This window comes from Streptomyces finlayi, assembly GCF_014216315.1.
GTDB lineage: Bacteria > Actinomycetota > Actinomycetes > Streptomycetales > Streptomycetaceae > Streptomyces > Streptomyces finlayi_A.
Map to the genome: position 1 here is coordinate 4,773,882 of NZ_CP045702.1, position 16,664 is coordinate 4,790,545.

The following is a 16,664-nucleotide window of genomic DNA, read 5'->3' on the forward strand; positions in this document are numbered from 1 at the left end:
GAACCGCTATGCCCAGAGTCATTCGGCGGCAGATGTCCCGTGTCGTGGGCGCCTCCTGCCTGGCTGCCGCACTCGCGGTGCCTACGGGGATGGCCACTGCTGTGGCCGCGCCCGGCGTCGTCGCGCAAGCTCCGATCGCGCAACCTACGCCTCCCCCTCCTCCCCCTCCTCCCCCTCCTCCGCCCACTCCGCAGGAGCCCCAGCCGCAGGAGCCCCAGCCCGAGTCGCCGCAGACGGAGCAGCCGCAGCCCGAATCCCCGCAGGAGGAGTCCCGGACCGAGTCGCCCCAGGAGGACGAGAGCCGGCAGGTGAACCCCGAGAAGTCGAAGGTGCCCGCGACGGAGCTGCAGAAGGAAGTGGAAGGCCGGATAGAGGCTCTGGACGTACCGGAGGCGGAGAAGCAGAAGCTGAAGGACACGCTGGCCAGGACGCTGGCGGCGATCGACGACCCGAAGACGGATCCGGACGACAGAATCGCGTACGAGCGGTACGTACAGGGACTCAACGAAGCGCTGAAGGTGGTCGGAGACCCGAAGGCGTCGCCGGATGACCGGGCCACGTACACGAGAATCGCCATCGGGCTCAACGAGGCGATCAGAAGGAGTCTGGACCCGAAGGCGTCGCCGGATGACCGGGCCACGTACACGAGGCTCGCGGACATCATGTCCGCCACTCTGGTGGCGCTCTCGAAGCCGGGCGTGCCGGAGGCGGTCAGGGAGTTCGCCACGCGCGCCTTGGAGTTGATCAGCTCGGCACTGGCGGCCTTCACGAACCCGGAGACGTCGCCGACGAATCCGACGGACCGGGAGAAGATCCGGAAGGTCCTGGAGAAGAACGCCAACGCGCTGAGGACCTATCAGAACCCGGACGCGTCTGCGCAGGAGCGCAACGAGGCGAAGAGGGTGCTGGACGAGCAGGCGGACTCGCTCCGGAATCCGAAGTATCTGGAACTCGTGAAGGAGCTCAAGCGCCTCAAGGCACCGGAGGGCTGTCTCGACGCGGTGGAGAACCGGACGCGGCAGGCCGGCTGGCCGGACGGATCGCTCTGGGGCCTGTCGGACGCCACATGCGAGGAGACCGTGGCCGAGGGCGCCCAGGACACCAGCAGCCCGTGGCGCGACCTGTTCGAGTGCGTGCGGAACGACCCGTTCTCCACGTGTGCGGTGCGCATCCCCAAGGACTGAGGGGCCGAGAGAATGCCCCCGCGACGTCGCTTCGTCGCCGGGGGCATTCGCCGTCCTCACGGTACGAGGGAGAGCTCCGCCCACACCGTCTTGCGGGGCACGGGCCCAGGGGTGACCCCCCAGTGGTCGGCGAGGGCGTCGACGATGAGCAGACCGCGCCCGGCCTCCGAGTCCTCGGCGGGCGGCTTGACGGCGCCGGGACCCGGCGGCAGGCACTCCCCACGGGCGTCGGAGACCTCGATGCGTAGCAACGAGCCGTGCCGGACGGCGAGTTCCAACCGGAAGTCCCGACCCGGTACCCGACCGTGCACCGTGGCGTTGGTCGCCAGCTCGGCGACGATGTGCGCGGCCGAATCGGAGGGCAGCCCCCAGAGGTCGAGATGCGCCACGGTGAGCAGCCGGGCAAGGCGGGCGCCCCGACGGGTGGGGGACAGCAGCACCGTGAACGACCGGGTGTCGACGGGTCGTCGGGAAAGCGTGGTTTCTGGGTTCACGTCACTCAGCGTGCCCGCGCGTGCGTACCGTGAACAGTGACGAAGCCCTTGCGTACGGTAACTGTCCTGGGCTTGTCCGGTGCTGTCCCGGCTGTCCGGCGTGACGTGCGGGGAACAGAGGCGGTTGAGGACGTACGGCACGTGGGTCGGGAAGTGGGGCACGTATGAGCGTGGGCGGCGACGGTACGGAACGCGGCAACGGCGGTGCGGACGAGCCCGGTTGGGACGTCGATCCCGACGACGAGTCGGGGGTGGCGGTGGTAGCGGCGGTGGGCCGCCAGATCAAGGCCTGGCGCGAGGCGGCGGGCCTGCGGGCGGCGGAGTTCGGGGCGGCGGTCGGCTACGGCGAGGACCTGGTCTACAAGGTGGAGGGCGGTCGGCGCATCCCCCGCCCGGAGTTCCTGGACAGGGCGGACGACGTCGTGGGCGCGGGCGGGAAGCTGTCCGCGATGAAGAAGGACGTGGCGGAGGTCCGGTACCCGAAGAAGGTGCGGGATCTGACGAACATGGAGGCTCGGGCGGTGGAGGTGGGGTTGTACAGCAACCACAACATCCACGGCCTGTTGCAGACGCCGGAGTACGCGCGGGCGCTGTTCGAGATGAGGCGGCCCGCGTACTCGGAAGATGAGGTGGAGAGGGTGTTGGCGGCGCGCATGGCCAGGCGGAGCATCTTTGAGAGGTCACCAGCTCCTGCCCTCAGTTTCGTTCAGGAACAGGTGACCCTCTGTCGTCCGATCGGAGGCACAATGGTGCTGCGCCGCCAACTCGAACGCCTGCTGGAAGTAGGCAAATTGCGGAGCGTCGAGATTCAGGTGATGCCGACCAGCCGTGAGGACCACGCCGGAATGGGCGGTGGGATCGAGGTATTGAAGTTTGCGGATGGCACAGCGGTGGGTCGGTCGGAGGGCGCCTTTGCAGGCCGTCCGGTATCCGACCCGAAGCAGCTCAGAATCCTTGAGCTGCGCTATGGGATGATCCGGGCCCAGGCTCTGGCTCCACGGGAGTCGCTGGCCTTCATTGAGCAAATGCTGGGAGAGACATGATCAGCAAGACCTCTGCCGGAGACGCTTCCGCGCTTGAGTGGTTCAAGAGCAGCTACAGCAGCAGCAGTGAGGGCGACTCATGTGTTGAGGTCGCGGCCGGCCACGGCACAGTTTACGTCCGCGACTCCAAGGAACTCCAAGGCCCTCAGCTCGCCTTCGGCCCGGGAGCATGGACAGGTTTCGTCTCGTACGCTTCCGACAACTGACGTCCAGGGGGAGCCATGGTCAACCAGGCCGCGCTTGGGTGGTTCAAGAGCAGCTACAGCGACAGCAGTAACGGCAGCGAATGCGTCGAGGTGGCGTCCACACCCCACACGGTCCACGTCCGCGACTCCAAGGACGTACAGGGCCCCCGGCTCGCCTTCGGCCCCGGCGCATGGGCGGGCTTCGTCTCGTACGCCTCCGGTAACTGACCCCGGGCGCGCGCCCATCCGCCCTGTCGAGGTCCGGACGGGTGGTCGTCCGGACCCTTCCGTCCGGGTCAGCGGCGTCGGCCGGTGGCGAAGGCCAGGAGCCAGGCCATGGCCGCCGCGAGCACGAGGCCGAGCAGGGAGATCCATTCGGTGTCCCCATGGCTGCCCCACCAGACCTTTGCGGGGATGAACGGGTCGTCCTCCATCATGTCGCCGACAGCGGCCATCCCGCTGATGTCGGCGATGATCATCGGCACCGCGTTGGTGTGGCCGAAGAAGACCCCGAGCGGAGCGATGACCGCGCCGCTGATCCACGCACCGCTCCTGCGGCGCGCCATCAGCCCGATCAGGGTTCCCACGATCGCTCCGTTGAGGAGGGCGTGGGCTATGTACAGGATCTGCGGGGTGTTCCGCGTCTGGTCCTCGTACGTGGCCAGGACCAGGACGCTGTAGGCGAGCGAGACGACGACCGAGGCGAAGTAGCCGAGGAAGAACGCGCCGACCGGATGGCCGCGCTGCTCCCGCTGCCCGAACGGCATCGGCTGCTGCGGGTACGGCTGGCCCGGCGGCATCGGCGGCTGCTGCCAGGACTGCATGGGCGGCTGCCCGGCGTACGGCTGCTGCGGGGCGCCGAACCCAGGTGGGGACGGGGGCATGGCGGGCGGTTGGCTGTACGGGTTGTACGGCGGCGGCTGGCTCATGGTTCCCCCGAAGAGCTGAAGACAAGCAGATGCAGCCCAAGTTACCAACGGGACGGGCAGGTTCTGACCGGCCGGCTGCGTCGAGTGGGAGGACAAACGGCAGAGAAGGGGGCGGGACACGACCGGCGTCCGGGAGTGAACGTGTGACGCGGGTCGGGGCCACTGCCAGACTGGGCACATGCAGGACAATCACTTCTCGCTGACCAGGGTCCGGCTCCGGCACTACCGCAGCATCGCGGAGACCGATGTCGAGCTGGGGCGGCTCTTGCTGCTCGTGGGGCCCAATGGTTCGGGCAAGAGTAACTTCCTCGATGCGCTCAGGCTGGTCTCCGAGTCATTGCAGACCTCGCTCGACCAGGCGCTGCGGAGCCGCGGTGGTGTTGCCGAAGTCCGTCGGCGCTCCACCGGGCACCCGACGCACTTTTCCATCGACCTGGAATTCCGTGGTCCGGGTTACGAGGGCGAGTACGGATTCGAGGTGGCCGCCGTACAGGGCGGAGGCTTTCGTGTCGCGCGCGAGAACTGCGGGCTGTGGTTGGACGCACACCACGGGCAAGGGAAGCGTGTCGCCGACGCCCGCTTCCGCGTCGAAAGGGGTGCGCTGGCGGACCAGACCGAACCGGTGATGCCCCCTGTGAGCGAACAGCGTCTCTACCTTGTTTCCGCGGCGGGACTCGATGTCTTCCGTCCGGTGTTCGACGGCCTGGCGGGCATCAGTGTGTTCAGCCTGAACCCCGATGTCATGCGGCAGCCACAGACGCCGGACTCAGGCGACTTCCTGCACCGGGACGGCGCCAACATCGCCAGTGTGCTGCACCGGTTGGAGCCTGCCGACAAGGCCAGGGTGGAGGCGTATCTGCAGCAGATCGTCCCTGGCATGCATGAGGTGACCCGCTCGGATCTGGGGAACTGGGAGACGCTGGAATTCGCCCAGGATGTGCCCGGGGCGAAGAGACCATGGCGCTTTCAGGCCCAGTCGGTCTCCGACGGGACGCTCCGTGCACTGGGTGTGCTCGTAGCTCTGTTCGCCGGGACGGGAGCCACGCTCAGCACGGTCGGCATCGAGGAGCCGGAAAGTGCACTGCATCCGGCAGCGGCAGGTGTCCTGCTTGATGCTCTGCGGGACGCGAGCGAGCGGCGCCAAGTGATCGTGACGAGCCACAGTCCCGACCTACTGGACCGCCATGACTTCGAGTTGTCCCAGTTGCGCGCGGTGCGTTCGATCGGCGGCGTGACGAGAATCGGGCGGCTCGACGCCGCCGGAGCGCTGGCCATGAGGGAACAGCTCTACACGCCAGGCGAGTTGCTGCGTACGGACCAGCTGTTGCCGGAGTCCGCCCAGTGACCGTGTCGGTGGTTGCCCCGATCGTGGAAGGGCACGGAGAGGTGACAGCCGTACGGGAGCTCGTCACCCGGATTGCTGCGGAATTCTGCGGGACCTGGGTGGAGGTGGCGCAGCCCTTCCGTCTCGACTCGGGAAAGATGCGTAAGCCCGAGGAACTTGGCAAGGCCGTACGCTTCCAGGCTGCGCGTGTACCGGGCCGGGGCGGTGTGCTGGTTCTCAGGGATGGCGACGACAGCGACGTCACCTGCCCGGTCGAGCTCGCCCGCGCGCTCGCACCGGCAGACGGGCTTGTGACGGTTCCTGTGGAGATCGTTATCGCCAGGCACGAGTACGAAGCATGGTTTCTGGCGGCCGTCGAGTCGCTGTGTGCGCACCCCGCAGTGAAGGACGACGCCGTGGCGCCGGGTGATTCCGAAGCCAAGCGGGGAGCCAAGAGCCAGCTGGAAGGTCTGATGACGGAGTCCTACAAAGAGACCCTGCACCAGGCCAAGTTCTCGGGCGTGATGGACCTGCGCGCGGCAGCGGCGGGGAGCCGGTCGTTCCGACGGATGGTTCACGCCGTGGAGCTTCTCCTCGGCCAGACCGTCTGATGGGTGAGCGACTCGGCTCAGGAGGCACCGAGCCCGTGGCGTACCTTCCCTGTCCATGACCGACATCGACAAGCTCACCCGTCTCTTCGAGGCGCTGGGTGCCGACGACGCGCAGGGGTGGGCCGAATCCGAGGCCGAGGAGAACATCCCTCAGCTGGCCCGCTACCGGTTCCTGCGCATGGTCTGGCAGGACATCGACGTATGGAGTGCGGCGGCCCCCCTCTGGGTCGAGGCGTACCGCGCGCACGGCCCGGCGAGCGGAGTCGTCGAGCGGGCGCTGGGGCTCGGGCTGACGCCCGGCGAGCTGGGGGAGATCGCCCGCGAGGTGGCCAGGGAGACCGCGTTCGGGCTGCTCCACGGACTGGCCGATCCGGCGGACGGCGACCTCCCGCCCGAGGTCGAGTCACAACTCCCCCGGTGGCGCCTGGCCGAGCTGTCGCCGCAGGGCGAGCCCACGGGGCGAGTCCTTGGCGCGCTGTACGAGGACCTGGGTGAAGTGGAACCGCAGGGCCCGACCGGAGGCGTCGTGTGAGCCCGTGGCCCGACGCGGAGGGGCCCGGACGGTGACGCACCCCGTCCGGGCCCCTCCGCCGATCGCGCGGTCGGCGGTCAGTCGCTCGTGACGGTGACCTTCTCGTCGTTGTTGAGCTCCTGCACCAGCTGCTTGACCTTCGCCTTGTCCCAGACCAGGTTGCCGTTCACGCTGCCCGAGATCGGGATGTTCATCGACGTACCGTCGCCGCCCGTGATGCCCTTCATCGCGAAGAACATCTGGCTCAGGGACCAGAGCGACATGTCCTTGTCGACGATCAGCGTGTCCAGGCCCGCGCCCATCGTCGGGTAGAGCTTGAACGGGTTGAGGATCGTCGACGGGGTCGCCGTCTGGCTCGCCAGCGCCGCGAGGAACTTCTGCTGGTTCTTCGTACGGTCCAGGTCACTGCGCGCGAACGCGTACCGGGTGCGGACGAAGGCGAGGGACTGCTCGCCGTTCAGCGTCTGCTTGCCCGCCTGGAAGTCGGCGCCGGACTTCTTGTCCTTGAACGCCTTCGGGATGTCCATCTCCACCCCGCCGATCGCGTCCACGATCTGGGCGAAGCCGCCGAAGCCGATCTCGACGTAGTGGTCGATGTGCAGGCCGGTGTTGAACTCGACCGTGCGGACCAGCAGTTCGGGGCCGTCCTCTGCGTACGCGGCGTTCAGCTTCACCGTACGGCCGGTGCCCTTGAACGACTTGCCGGACTCGGACCCGACGAACGACGGTATTTCGACGTTCGAGTCACGCGGCAGGGAGATCAGCGTCGGGCCGTTGGAGCCGTCGTGCAGGATCATCATCGAGTCGGTCCGCTTGCCCTCCGCGGAACCGGTGTGCAGCTTCTTCTTGTCCTCGGCCGTCATGCCCTCACGGCTGTCGGAACCGACGATCAGGTAGTTGGTCCCGTCGCCCTCGGACGGACGCTCGATGACCTTGGAGAGGTCCACTTCGCGCTTGAGCTTCGAGTCGGCCCAGAAGTACGTGGAGACCGAGACCGCGAGCACCACGACCACCAGGGTCAGCGAGCCGATCTTGAGCCGGCGGCGCCAGTCGACAGCCGGGCTGCCCTGGACGTAACCGCCGTCGCCGTAGTTCCGGCCCTCACCCCCGCCGCGTCCGCCGCCGCCCTGGCCGCCGCCGTTCCCGCCGCCGTAGACCTGGCCCGTGTTGTACCCGCTGTCGTAACCGGGGGTGTTCGCGTGGCGGTCGTCGTAGCCCTGGCCCTGCGGGGGGACCTGGGGCGCCTGCGGCGGCGCGGGGCGCCGCTGGATGTGCGGCATGGCGCGGGCGCCCTCCGGCTGGGGGCTGGAACTTCCCCGGCCGTAGCGGTCACGGTCGCCGGTCCGTCCTTCGGGCCAATCATTCATGCGGACCAGTGTGCAGGGCGGGCCCACGGCCTTTACAGGGGGTGAGCGAAACTGGTCCAGGGCTGTTGCGAAGCTGATGCATTCTGCGGCACGCAAGCCCGCGCATAAGGTGGAGGGCATGACAGATCAGGCCCAGCGCCCGGAGGGCGAGATTCCGGGCAAGCCGACCGCGGCTTCACGGACGACTCTCAGCCACATCATGACCGGCAGCGACACCAATCTCCTCGGTACGGTGCACGGCGGCGTGATCATGAAACTGGTCGACGACGCGGCGGGCGCCGTGGCCGGACGGCACTCCGGCGGTCCCGCGGTGACCGCGTCCATGGACGAGATGGTCTTCCTGGAGCCGGTCCGCGTCGGTGACCTTGTTCACGTCCGCGCCCAGGTGAACTGGACGGGCCGCTCCTCCATGGAGGTCGGCGTCCGCGTCATGGCCGAGCGCTGGAACGAGTCGACGCCCGCCCAGCAGGTCGGCAGCGCGTACCTCGTGTTCGCGGCCGTCGACGCGGACGGCAAGCCGCGCACCGTACCGCCGGTGGTCCCGGAGACGGAGCGCGACAAGCGGCGCTACCAGGAGGCCCAGATCCGCCGTACGCACCGGCTGGCCAGGCGCCGAGCGATCAAGGAGCTGCGCGAGAAGCGCGTGGCCGACGGCATCGACGACTGAGCCGCAGCCGAGCGGCTCACGGGCAGACCACCTCGTCGCCCGTCTGTGCCCCGAATTCGCCGTGCTGCGGGCCCTGCGCCTTCACGCGCTGCACCGAGCGGTAGTCGGACCCGGCCGTCACCCTCAACGTCTGTCCCTGGCCTTTCACGGCCTTCAGCTCGGATCCCGGCAACGCGGCGGCCAGGGCCTTCGCCGAACGGTCCCAGCGGGGGTCGTACGTCACCAGGGTCCGCTTCAGATCGCTCAGGTCACCGTTGAGCGGGGCGCGCGTGGTGTTGAAGCCCGTACCGCGCAGCGCCGCGTCGACGTCCTTGCCGAGCCCGTCCTTCGGGGTTCCGTTGTAGACCTGCACCCGGATCTCCTGCGGCGAGACGTCGACGAGCTTCGCCCCGGGCCGCTGCTTCGCGGGGGCCGGCGCGAGCGGCTTGTCGTCGCGCAGCGCCTGGAACAGCTTCTTCGACTTCTTCGCGTCCCACTTCACCGTCGAGCCGATGCCCTTGACCGGGAACGAGGGGTTCTCGATCGGTACGGAGGTGAACTCGGACGAGGCAGGGGTGAAGCCGCGCATCGCCTTGCCGAGGGCCAGCATCTGCTTCGTGCCGAAGCCCCTGTCGGCCCGGACGGAACCCAGCATCGACGAGACGACCTGCTGGAACTTCACCGGGTTCATGAGCACGCCGCTGCTGGTGGCCTGCCTGATCAGCGCCGCCATGAACGCCTGCTGGCGCTGCATCCGCCCCAGGTCCGCCGCGCCGTCGATGTGCCGGGAGCGGACGTACTGAAGGGCCTGGCCCCCGTCCAGCTCATGCGTACCGGCCGCGAGGTCGAGCCCCGTGTACGAGTCCTTCATCGGCCGGGGCGTGCAGATCTTCACCTTGCCCACGGTGTCGACCGTCTTCATGAAGCTGGTGAAGTCGGCCTCCAGATAGTGGTCGATCTTCACACCGGTCATACGCTCCACGGTCCGGACGGTGAGGTTCGCACCACCCTCCGCGTACGCGGCGTTCAGCTTCACCGGGTGGCCTCCGTGCTGCTTCCCGGTCGTCGCGTCGATGTGCGCGGGCATCTGCGCGTAACTGTCGCGCGGCAGGCTCACCACGCTGGCCCGCCTCCTGTCGGCCGAGAGGTGCACCAGCATGACCGTGTCGGTGCAGTGGCAGGGGGCGCCGCCGAGCCTGTACTTCTTCTTCTCCCCAGCGGTGATCTTGTCCCTGCCGTCCGTGCCGACGAGCAGGAGATTCAGGCCGTTACCGCCCTGCGGCCGGTTCTTCATGTCCTTGAACGCGTCGACGCGGTCGATCCCGGTCTCCAGGCTGGTCACCACCGCGTGACCGATGCCACCCGCGCCGAGCACCAGCACGGAGATTCCCGTGGCCACGCGCATGCCCCAGCGGGGCCGCTCGTCCTGTGTGCGCGAGCGGGGCGCCGGGCGGGGGGCCGCTGTCTGCTGCTTTCTGGGCCTGCGCTGCGGGGGAGCGGTGCGGGGGTGCGGTGAACGGGGCGAGCGGTGAGGCGTGGGCACGGGGGGACACCTCCGCGGTGCAAGGGGGACTTTCGCACGGTAGGCCCATACGATCTGCATTCCGGGTTGCGACCCGGCGGCGCGCGAACGTGTCCCTCGTTCGCGGTAACGTGGCGGCCGCATAGCGCCGCCCTCCGGGGTGCTGACCCCGGCGCCCCCGAGGACCCCCTGAGGACCACATGTCTGCCGCGCAGTACCCCTCCGTCTCCGTGATCATGCCGGTGCTCAACGAGGAACGTCACCTCCGTAACTCGGTCCGGCACATCCTGGAGCAGGAGTACGCCGGCGAGATGGAGGTCGTGATCGCGCTCGGCCCCTCCACGGACCGCACCGACGAGATCGCCGCCGAGCTCGTACGGGAGGACCCCCGGGTCCACACCGTCCCCAACCCCACCGGCCGCACCCCCGCCGCGCTCAACGCGGCGATCAAGGCGTCCCGCCACCCGGTCGTGGTGCGGGTCGACGGCCACGGGATGCTCTCGCCGAACTACGTCTCCACCGCCGTCCGCCTCCTGGAGGAGACGGGCGCGCAGAACGTCGGCGGCATCATGCACGCCGAGGGCGAGAACGCCTGGGAGGACGCCGTCGCCGCCGCGATGACGTCGAAGATCGGCGTCGGCAACGCGGCCTTCCACACGGGTGGCGAGGCGGGACCGGCCGAGACCGTCTTCCTCGGGGTGTTCCGCCGTGAGGCCCTGGAGAAGGCCGACGGCTACAACGTGGAGTTCATCCGCGCCCAGGACTGGGAGCTGAACTTCCGCATCCGCGAGGCGGGCGGCCTGATCTGGTTCTCGCCCGAGCTGAAGGTCCGGTACCGTCCCCGCCCCTCGGTGCGGGCGCTGGCGAAGCAGTACAAGGACTACGGCCGCTGGCGCCACGTCGTCGCCCGCTACCACCCCGGGTCGATCAACCTGCGCTACCTGGCGCCGCCGACCGCCCTCTGCGCGATCGCGGCGGGTCTCGTGCTCGGTGCGGCCGTCACCCCGTGGGCCCTCGTCGTGCCCGCCGGATACGTCGCGGCCATCGTCGGCGGGTCGCTGCCCGCCGGGAAGGGGCTGTCGCTCAAGGCGCGCGCCCAGATCCCGGTGGCGCTGGCCACCATGCACATGTCGTGGGGTTACGGCTTCCTGACGAGCCCGCGTGCGCTGGCGAAGAAGGTCATCGCGTCGCGCCGCCCGGCCGCCGATCAGATGACGACATCACCTTCGAGGAACTCGGCGGCCTGACCACAGGCGGTACGAGAGGAGGCCACCCGGTGATCCGGGTGGCCTCCTCTCGTAGCCGTGCAACCGCGTAACGCGGTCAGATCCTCACGGCGTGCGGTACGGCCGGTAGACGTCCATGCAGGCGCCCTCGTCCGCCGCGTTCTCCGCCTCGGTGCCGTCCAGCGGGTCGGTGTCGTCGTCCAGCGCCTTCGGATAGGTGTCTCCCGTCCGCCAGTCCGAACCGACGGTCAGCGTCAGGGAGTCGACCTCCGACGACACCTTCACCGCGGAACCGGGAAGCCCCAGAGCCTTGGTGAGCGACAGCGCGTCCACCTTGCCCTGCGCGCCCCCGGACTTCGGGTACGTCACCTGGGTGGTCAGCGCCGATCCGGGGTCCGGCGCCGACTCGGCCTTGGCGAAGCCCTTGGTCCGGAGCAGCTCCGTGATCGCGCGGGCCCGGCCCTCGGTCGCCGCGACGCCGTCCGCGCCGGTGCCGTTGACCACGGTCACGTCGAGGGCGTCGGCAGCGGCCGGACCGGGAGCGTCGGCCGCCTCCTGCTCGGCCTGCTCCTTCTTGTGCTTCTCGGCCTCCGCGTCACGGCCCTTCTTGTCGAGCGGCCGGTCGTCGCGCAGCAGCGACCAGAGCTTGTCCGCCGCGCCGGGCTTCGGCAGCACCCGGTTATCCGGGTCCAACGGGTCCGGGACGCGCGGCATCGTCAGCATGTTCAGGCGGTCCAGCGGCACGTTCTCGAGCTGCATGGCCAGATCGAACAGCTTCTTGACCGTGCCGATCTCCTCGGACACCTGGAGCGACTCGGTGGCCGTCTCCGCGAGGTTCATCAGCCGGCCGGTGTCGGTGAAGGCGTTCTGGCTCTTCAACTCGCGGATCACCGCGTTCATGTACATGTGCTGGGCCTTGGCCCGCCCGAAGTCGCTCTCGAAGGCGTGGCGGGTGCGCAGCCACTGGAGGGCCTGCTTGCCCTGGATCTTGGTCCTGCCCGCCTCCAGACGCAGACCGGAACCGCCAGGCACCCTGGGCTTGGGGAGGTCGTAGACGTCGTCCTTCACACAGACCCACGCGCCGCCGATCGCGTCGGCCATCGAGACCACACCGGCGAAGTCGACCATCATCCAGTGGTCGATGTAGATGCCGGTCTCTTTTTCCCAGGTGTCGAGCGTGCAGCCGGGGCCGCCGCGGCCCAGCGTCTGGTTGATGAGGGCGTTGGTGGCGGGCGCCTCCTCACCGCTCTCCGGGTCCACGCACGCCGGGATGTCGACGCGGGTGTCACGCGGGATGCTGACCACCGAGGCGTTCTTGCGGTCGGCGGACACGTGCAGCAGCATCTGGACATCGGCGAGCGGCTTGGCGCCGACGGACTGCTTCGAACCGCCCAGCTTGAGGTTCGCGGCCGAGTTACGGCTGTCCGAACCGATCATCAGGATGTTCAGCGGGGTCTGGCCCGCGGCGTTCGGCTCGGTCTTCTGGGCCGCGCTGTTGCCCGCGCTCCGCTTGCCCTTGCGGAGCTGGCTGTTGAGGTGCTCGTAGTAGAAGTAACCGGCGGCGCCGGTGGCGAGTATGAGCAGGGCGAGAACGGACGAGAGCCAGCGGAATATGCGGCGCTTGCCGCGCTTGGGTGAGCGCCTGGAGCCGCGGTCGGGACCCCCGCGCCGACGCCCGCTCTCCGGTGGGCCCGGCGGCCTGCCGCCGCTGCCTCGGCCGGTTCCGCCCCTGCCCCGGCGCCCCTCGCCCCGGGCGGCACTCCGGCCTCCGCCGTCCTCGCTCCGATGAGAGTCATCCTCCCTGCCGGGTTGACGGTCGTGCCGGCCGCGCGGCCGCGTCCCCTCCCCAGGCGTACTGCTCCGTCCCACCAGGCCCCCTGCTCAGACTGTCCGTGTGGCGCGCTGACACCAGGTCACTTGGCGCACTCCGCCTTGTCGGCGCTTGCCCTCTGCATGTCGTCCGGCGCCTTTGCCGGACCGGTGACGGGCACGCCCGCCCCCTTGAAGTCGGCTCCCAGAGTGAGCACCATCGCCTGGAGCCCCTCGGCGTCGGTGGTGCCCGGCTTCATCGCCGTGGCAGGCAGCCCCATCAGGTCGGCGAGCTTGCGGGCCTGGTCCGCCTGGTTCGGCGCGTACTCCAGCGTGGTCTTCTTGATCTTCGCCGGGGCGTTGGCCCTGTTCGTGGACTTCAGTACGCCCTGCTCGTTCTGGAGCCAGCTGACGGTGGTGCCCGCGGCGCCCGCGATGCCGCCGCCGTTCAGGACGTCCACGCGTACGTCGGCCGCCTGTGCCCGCGTCCCCTCCAGCAGCGCCGCCTGCTTGCTCGCGGCGGCCTTCTCCTGCTGCTTCTCCTTCTTCTTCACCTCGGTCAGCGAGATGTCGTCGCGCATCATCGAGAAGAGCTGCTCGCCCTTCGTCGGGGCCACGACCACGGTGATCGGCTTCGGCTCGGCCGGGTTGTCGATGACGGGCATGGTGACGAAGGTGATGTTCTTGGTGTCGACCTTGCCGAGCACCTTGGCGAGGTCCATCAGCTTCTTGACCGATCCGATGCCGGAGTCGACCGTGAGGGCCTTGGTCGCCGTGTCCGCGAGCTTGTAGAGCTTCGAGGCGCTGGTGAGCGTGTCGTTCGACTTCATCTGCCGGATCATCGAGCCGAGGAACTGCTGCTGGATCTTGATCCGGTCAAGGTCGCTCTTGTTGCCGAAGCTGTTGCGGGTGCGGACGAAGGCCAGGGCCTGCTCGCCCTGGACCGTGGACTCTCCGGCCGGCAGATCGAGATGGGAGTCGGCGTCCTTGACCGGCTTGGCCAGACAGACCTTGACGCCTCCGACAGCGCTGGAGAGCTCCTTGACGGCGTTGAAGTCCACCATCATGAAGTGGTTCGGCGCTATCCCGGTGATCTTCTTGACCGTCCGCATGGTGCAGCCGGGGTCGCGGCCCTCCTGGCCGAGGCTGACGTTGAAACGGGCGTTCTTCGTGCCCGGGACGACTTCCCGCGAACCGTCCGGCTGCGTGGTCTCGCAGTCCGGTATGTCGGTCATCAGGTCGCGGGGGATGCTCATCGCCGTCGCGTTGGTGCGGTCCTCGGAGACGTGGAAGAGGATGTTGGTGTCGGCGTGACCGGTACTGCCCTTGTCGCCGTACCCCTCGTTGCCGCTGCCCGTCCGCTTGTCCGTGCCGATGATCAGGATGTTGAGCGGACCGTCGGCGGCGACGCTCTTGCTGCCCGCGTCGCCCACGTCGATGGTGTCGAGATTGCCGTTGAACTGCTGGTAGAGCGCGTACGCACCGGCGGAGCCCGCGACGAGTACGAAGGCCGTCACCCCGCCCGTCCACAGCATCGCCGTCTTCTTGCGGGACTTCGGAGGCTTGCGCTTACGGCGGCCGACGGAAGCGGCGGCGGGTGCGGCGGCGGTTTCGGGGGTGCGCTGGGGGCGCCCGTTGCGCCCGCGCTGACGCGGTACGCGCGTTTGGCGGGGCTCCGCGCCGGATCCCGGTCCACGACCGGCGGCGTCGGACTCCGGTCCACGACCGTCGGCGGCCGCGTCGGTGCCGCTCGTCGGATGCGGTCCGGAGTGGTCCAGTCGCAGTTCGTAATCACCGGTGTGCGGGTTGAGTACCCACTGGTCTGCGGCGTCGGTTCCGTCCGTCCGCCCACGGCTTTGCGCATCCACGGTTGCTTGGGCCCTCCGTCGGTGCCACGCGAGGCGCCTCCCCCGAAAAGGCGCTCGGTCCTTCGCTGAAGCAGTGCGCGACCTGAGGGTCGGGAGCACCGGATCGCGTCACACTATCCGGCCACTTAGCCCTCAAGCGACGGTCGTGACACATAGCACGCCCTTTATAACCGGGCATACTTCCCATTCCTCACCGATTGTCCTCGGTGGCTTGGGAATTGCTTTACTGCTTACACAGGTCATCCGCGGCATTCGAGCCCGAAAAGGTCGGTGCGGGACTCGGATCCGCGGAGTCCGAATCGTCCGGCTTTCCGTTGGACGGTTCGCTCTCGGTGGGGTCGGCGCCGGGAGATTCGGACGACTTGATTTCATCGGCCGGCACCACCGCGACGGGTGCGTCCTCGCGCAGCTGCTTGAAGAGGCGGCCCGCGTCCGGTTCGACGAGCTCATCCCGGTTGATGTTCGCCCGGTACGGCTGCCGGGGCACGGTCAGGAACTGCACCTTGTCGGTGGGTACGTTCCGCATTCCGCGCACCAGGTCGTACAGATCCCGCAGAGAGGCCAGTCCGGGGTCGGTGGTCAGCGACTTCGTCGCCGCGTCGAGAACCGGATAGAGGCGCGTGGGGTTGAGCAGGACACCATTGCTTTGCATCTTGTTCACCAGGGCGCCCAGGAACTTCTGCTGGCGGTCCATTCGTTCGGTATCGCTGCCGTTCCCGATGGATTTACGGGCGCGCACGTATCCGAGTGCCGCCTCGCCGTCGAGTTTCTGCCGTCCCGCCGGGAGTTCCAGATGGGCGTCGGCGTCCTTGACGGGCTCCTTGAGGCAGACCTCGACACCGTCCACGGCGTCGACCATGTCCTTGAAGCCGTTGAAGTCGACGACCATGTGATGGTCGACCCGGATGCCGGTCATCCGCTCCACGGTACGGATCGTGCAGGCCGTGCCACCGACCTCGAAGGCCCAGTTGAACTGGGCGAACCGCTCGGTGGTGGTCTTCTTGTCGGCCGTGTGGCAGGCGGGGATGTCCGCCATCAGGTCGCGTGGAATCGATACGGCCGTGGCGCTCCGCCGGTCGGCGGCGAGGTGCAGCAGAATCGTCGTGTCCGAGCGCTGACTGCCGCCGTCGTCGCGGCCGTACTTGCTGTTGTCGCCGGACCGGCTGTCGGACCCGATGAGCAGGATGTTCTGGGCGTCAACCGCGATCGGTGTGGGCCGCTCCTTCTCGTACGCCTTCAGTTCGGCGGCGGCGCCCGTATCGGTCTTGATGTTGCCGTCGAGCTTCTTGTACAGCCACCAGCCGGCCCCGGCGGCGACCAGGACGACGAACGAGGCGCCGAGGGCCGTCCACCGGAGCCAGTGGCGCCTGTAGCCCGGCGGCAGTGCGTCCTTGGGCCGCTCGGACCAGGCCTGCTCGCCGTCGCCGGCCTCGGCCGGCGTACTCCGTGCCTCCGGCCCGCCCTTCGCATCCGCTGCGGGCCCGGCTTCCTCACCGGCTTCGGTCGCGGCCTTCGTGCCGGCCTCCGGCTCGGTTTTGTCGCGGGCTTCGGTCGCGGCCTTCGTGCCGGCCTCCGGCTCGGTTTCCTCACCGGCCTCGGTCACGGCTTCTCCACCCGCGTCCGGCCCGGAACCGCTTCCGGCCTCGGGCGCGGCACCACTCCCCGCGTCGGTCCCGGAACCACTCCCCGCTTCCGGATCCGCGGGGGTCCCGGACCCGGGTGCACGCGGTCCGTCCTGCGGGGCGTCCGCCCCGGAACCGTCCTGCTTTCCCGCCTGCGGCTCGTCCTCGGGGCCCGGCTGATCCGGGTCGGCCGGCGTGCCAGCACTGTCCGTCACGTCTGCGTCCATCCTTCACGGTCGGCGGCGCGATGGGCCGCCGGTCGCAGGAGTAGACGGCTGAACCTCACGCTTGGTTGTGCGCCT

The 16,664-nt window shown here is 68.9% G+C and carries 16 protein-coding genes; 9 read left to right on the forward strand and 7 right to left on the reverse strand.

Features of this window, described 5'->3' with window-relative positions; all coding sequences use genetic code 11:
- The first annotated feature begins 8 nt into the window (after nucleotides 1-8).
- Nucleotides 9-1,184, forward strand: coding sequence for a hypothetical protein (locus F0344_RS22085; RefSeq protein WP_185300455.1), 1,176 nt, complete (start codon nucleotides 9-11; stop codon nucleotides 1,182-1,184).
- 56 nt (nucleotides 1,185-1,240) lie between these two features.
- Here the strand turns inward: F0344_RS22085 and F0344_RS22090 are convergent, their stop codons facing one another.
- Nucleotides 1,241-1,678 carry an ATP-binding protein gene (locus tag F0344_RS22090; RefSeq protein WP_185300456.1) on the reverse strand — a complete coding sequence of 146 codons (438 nt, stop codon included), beginning with the start codon at nucleotides 1,676-1,678 and terminating at the stop codon, nucleotides 1,241-1,243.
- A gap of 164 nt (nucleotides 1,679-1,842) precedes the next feature.
- On the opposite strand from F0344_RS22090, the gene F0344_RS22095 reads away from it, so the two are divergent.
- The 3 genes from F0344_RS22095 to F0344_RS22105 are packed head-to-tail and all read left to right on the forward strand — an operon-like array spanning nucleotide 1,843 to nucleotide 3,134.
- The gene (locus tag F0344_RS22095; RefSeq protein WP_185300457.1) at nucleotides 1,843-2,721 is read left to right on the forward strand and encodes a helix-turn-helix domain-containing protein; all 879 of its coding nucleotides are present in this window, start codon (nucleotides 1,843-1,845) and stop codon (nucleotides 2,719-2,721) included.
- A complete protein-coding gene (locus F0344_RS22100; protein WP_185300458.1) occupies nucleotides 2,718-2,927 on the forward strand; it encodes a DUF397 domain-containing protein in 210 nt (69 codons plus the stop codon). The genes F0344_RS22095 and F0344_RS22100 overlap by 4 nt, the downstream gene beginning before the upstream one ends.
- Nucleotides 2,928-2,942: 15 nt before the next feature.
- Nucleotides 2,943-3,134, forward strand: a complete 192-nt coding sequence (locus F0344_RS22105; protein WP_185300459.1) for a DUF397 domain-containing protein — start codon at nucleotides 2,943-2,945, stop codon at nucleotides 3,132-3,134.
- Nucleotides 3,135-3,202: 68 nt separating this feature from the next.
- Here the strand turns inward: F0344_RS22105 and F0344_RS22110 are convergent, their stop codons facing one another.
- Nucleotides 3,203-3,835 carry a hypothetical protein gene (locus F0344_RS22110; RefSeq protein WP_185300460.1) on the reverse strand — a complete coding sequence of 211 codons (633 nt, stop codon included), beginning with the start codon at nucleotides 3,833-3,835 and terminating at the stop codon, nucleotides 3,203-3,205.
- A 178-nt stretch (nucleotides 3,836-4,013) separates the two neighbouring features.
- Between F0344_RS22110 and F0344_RS22115 the strand changes: the two genes are divergently transcribed.
- The 3 genes from F0344_RS22115 to F0344_RS22125 are packed head-to-tail and all read left to right on the forward strand — an operon-like array spanning nucleotide 4,014 to nucleotide 6,302.
- Entirely contained in the window at nucleotides 4,014-5,180 is a 1,167-nt protein-coding gene (locus tag F0344_RS22115) for an AAA family ATPase (RefSeq protein ID WP_185300461.1), read from the forward strand.
- Nucleotides 5,177-5,770, forward strand: coding sequence for a DUF4276 family protein (locus F0344_RS22120; protein WP_185300462.1), 594 nt, complete (start codon nucleotides 5,177-5,179; stop codon nucleotides 5,768-5,770). The genes F0344_RS22115 and F0344_RS22120 overlap by 4 nt, the downstream gene beginning before the upstream one ends.
- Before the next feature lie 55 nt (nucleotides 5,771-5,825).
- On the forward strand, nucleotides 5,826-6,302 hold the full coding sequence (locus tag F0344_RS22125; protein ID WP_185300463.1) for a hypothetical protein: 477 nt from the start codon (nucleotides 5,826-5,828) through the stop codon (nucleotides 6,300-6,302).
- Between the two features lie 77 nt (nucleotides 6,303-6,379).
- Here F0344_RS22125 and F0344_RS22130 read toward each other — a convergent pair whose 3' ends face one another.
- The gene (locus tag F0344_RS22130; RefSeq protein WP_185300464.1) at nucleotides 6,380-7,669 is read right to left on the reverse strand and encodes an LCP family protein; all 1,290 of its coding nucleotides are present in this window, start codon (nucleotides 7,667-7,669) and stop codon (nucleotides 6,380-6,382) included.
- Nucleotides 7,670-7,787: 118 nt separating this feature from the next.
- Here F0344_RS22130 and F0344_RS22135 point away from each other — a divergent pair, with 118 nt between their 5' ends.
- The gene (locus F0344_RS22135; protein WP_185300465.1) at nucleotides 7,788-8,336 is read left to right on the forward strand and encodes an acyl-CoA thioesterase; all 549 of its coding nucleotides are present in this window, start codon (nucleotides 7,788-7,790) and stop codon (nucleotides 8,334-8,336) included.
- A 16-nt stretch (nucleotides 8,337-8,352) separates the two neighbouring features.
- Here the strand turns inward: F0344_RS22135 and F0344_RS22140 are convergent, their stop codons facing one another.
- Nucleotides 8,353-9,858 (reverse strand): LCP family protein, encoded by a 1,506-nt coding sequence (locus tag F0344_RS22140; RefSeq protein WP_445585679.1) that lies wholly within the window; start codon nucleotides 9,856-9,858, stop codon nucleotides 8,353-8,355.
- Between the two features lie 179 nt (nucleotides 9,859-10,037).
- On the opposite strand from F0344_RS22140, the gene F0344_RS22145 reads away from it, so the two are divergent.
- Nucleotides 10,038-11,084 carry a glycosyltransferase family 2 protein gene (locus F0344_RS22145; RefSeq protein WP_185300466.1) on the forward strand — a complete coding sequence of 349 codons (1,047 nt, stop codon included), beginning with the start codon at nucleotides 10,038-10,040 and terminating at the stop codon, nucleotides 11,082-11,084.
- 84 nt (nucleotides 11,085-11,168) lie between these two features.
- Here F0344_RS22145 and F0344_RS22150 read toward each other — a convergent pair whose 3' ends face one another.
- The 3 genes from F0344_RS22150 to F0344_RS22160 form a co-directional block, all read right to left on the reverse strand.
- Entirely contained in the window at nucleotides 11,169-12,932 is a 1,764-nt protein-coding gene (locus F0344_RS22150) for an LCP family protein (protein ID WP_185300467.1), read from the reverse strand.
- Nucleotides 12,933-12,976: 44 nt separating this feature from the next.
- Nucleotides 12,977-14,740: an LCP family protein gene (locus F0344_RS22155; RefSeq protein WP_185300468.1), complete on the reverse strand. Its 1,764-nt coding sequence runs from the start codon at nucleotides 14,738-14,740 to the stop codon at nucleotides 12,977-12,979.
- A gap of 223 nt (nucleotides 14,741-14,963) precedes the next feature.
- Nucleotides 14,964-16,589, reverse strand: coding sequence for an LCP family protein (locus tag F0344_RS22160; RefSeq protein WP_185300469.1), 1,626 nt, complete (start codon nucleotides 16,587-16,589; stop codon nucleotides 14,964-14,966).
- Nucleotides 16,590-16,664: the final 75 nt, after the last annotated feature.

Excerpts from the sequence above, each read along its gene's own strand:
- F0344_RS22085 (WP_185300455.1), top strand. The coding sequence starts at position 9 with ATGCCCAGAGTCATTCGGCGGCAGATGTCCCGTGTCGTGGGCGCCTCC.
- F0344_RS22095 (WP_185300457.1), top strand. The coding sequence starts at position 1,843 with ATGAGCGTGGGCGGCGACGGTACGGAACGCGGCAACGGCGGTGCGGAC.
- F0344_RS22100 (WP_185300458.1), top strand. The coding sequence starts at position 2,718 with ATGATCAGCAAGACCTCTGCCGGAGACGCTTCCGCGCTTGAGTGGTTC.
- F0344_RS22105 (WP_185300459.1), top strand. The coding sequence starts at position 2,943 with ATGGTCAACCAGGCCGCGCTTGGGTGGTTCAAGAGCAGCTACAGCGAC.
- F0344_RS22110 (WP_185300460.1), bottom strand. The coding sequence starts at position 3,835 with ATGAGCCAGCCGCCGCCGTACAACCCGTACAGCCAACCGCCCGCCATG.
- F0344_RS22115 (WP_185300461.1), top strand. The coding sequence starts at position 4,014 with ATGCAGGACAATCACTTCTCGCTGACCAGGGTCCGGCTCCGGCACTAC.
- F0344_RS22125 (WP_185300463.1), top strand. The coding sequence starts at position 5,826 with ATGACCGACATCGACAAGCTCACCCGTCTCTTCGAGGCGCTGGGTGCC.
- F0344_RS22130 (WP_185300464.1), bottom strand. The coding sequence starts at position 7,669 with ATGAATGATTGGCCCGAAGGACGGACCGGCGACCGTGACCGCTACGGC.
- F0344_RS22135 (WP_185300465.1), top strand. The coding sequence starts at position 7,788 with ATGACAGATCAGGCCCAGCGCCCGGAGGGCGAGATTCCGGGCAAGCCG.
- F0344_RS22145 (WP_185300466.1), top strand. The coding sequence starts at position 10,038 with ATGTCTGCCGCGCAGTACCCCTCCGTCTCCGTGATCATGCCGGTGCTC.
- F0344_RS22160 (WP_185300469.1), bottom strand. The coding sequence starts at position 16,589 with ATGGACGCAGACGTGACGGACAGTGCTGGCACGCCGGCCGACCCGGAT.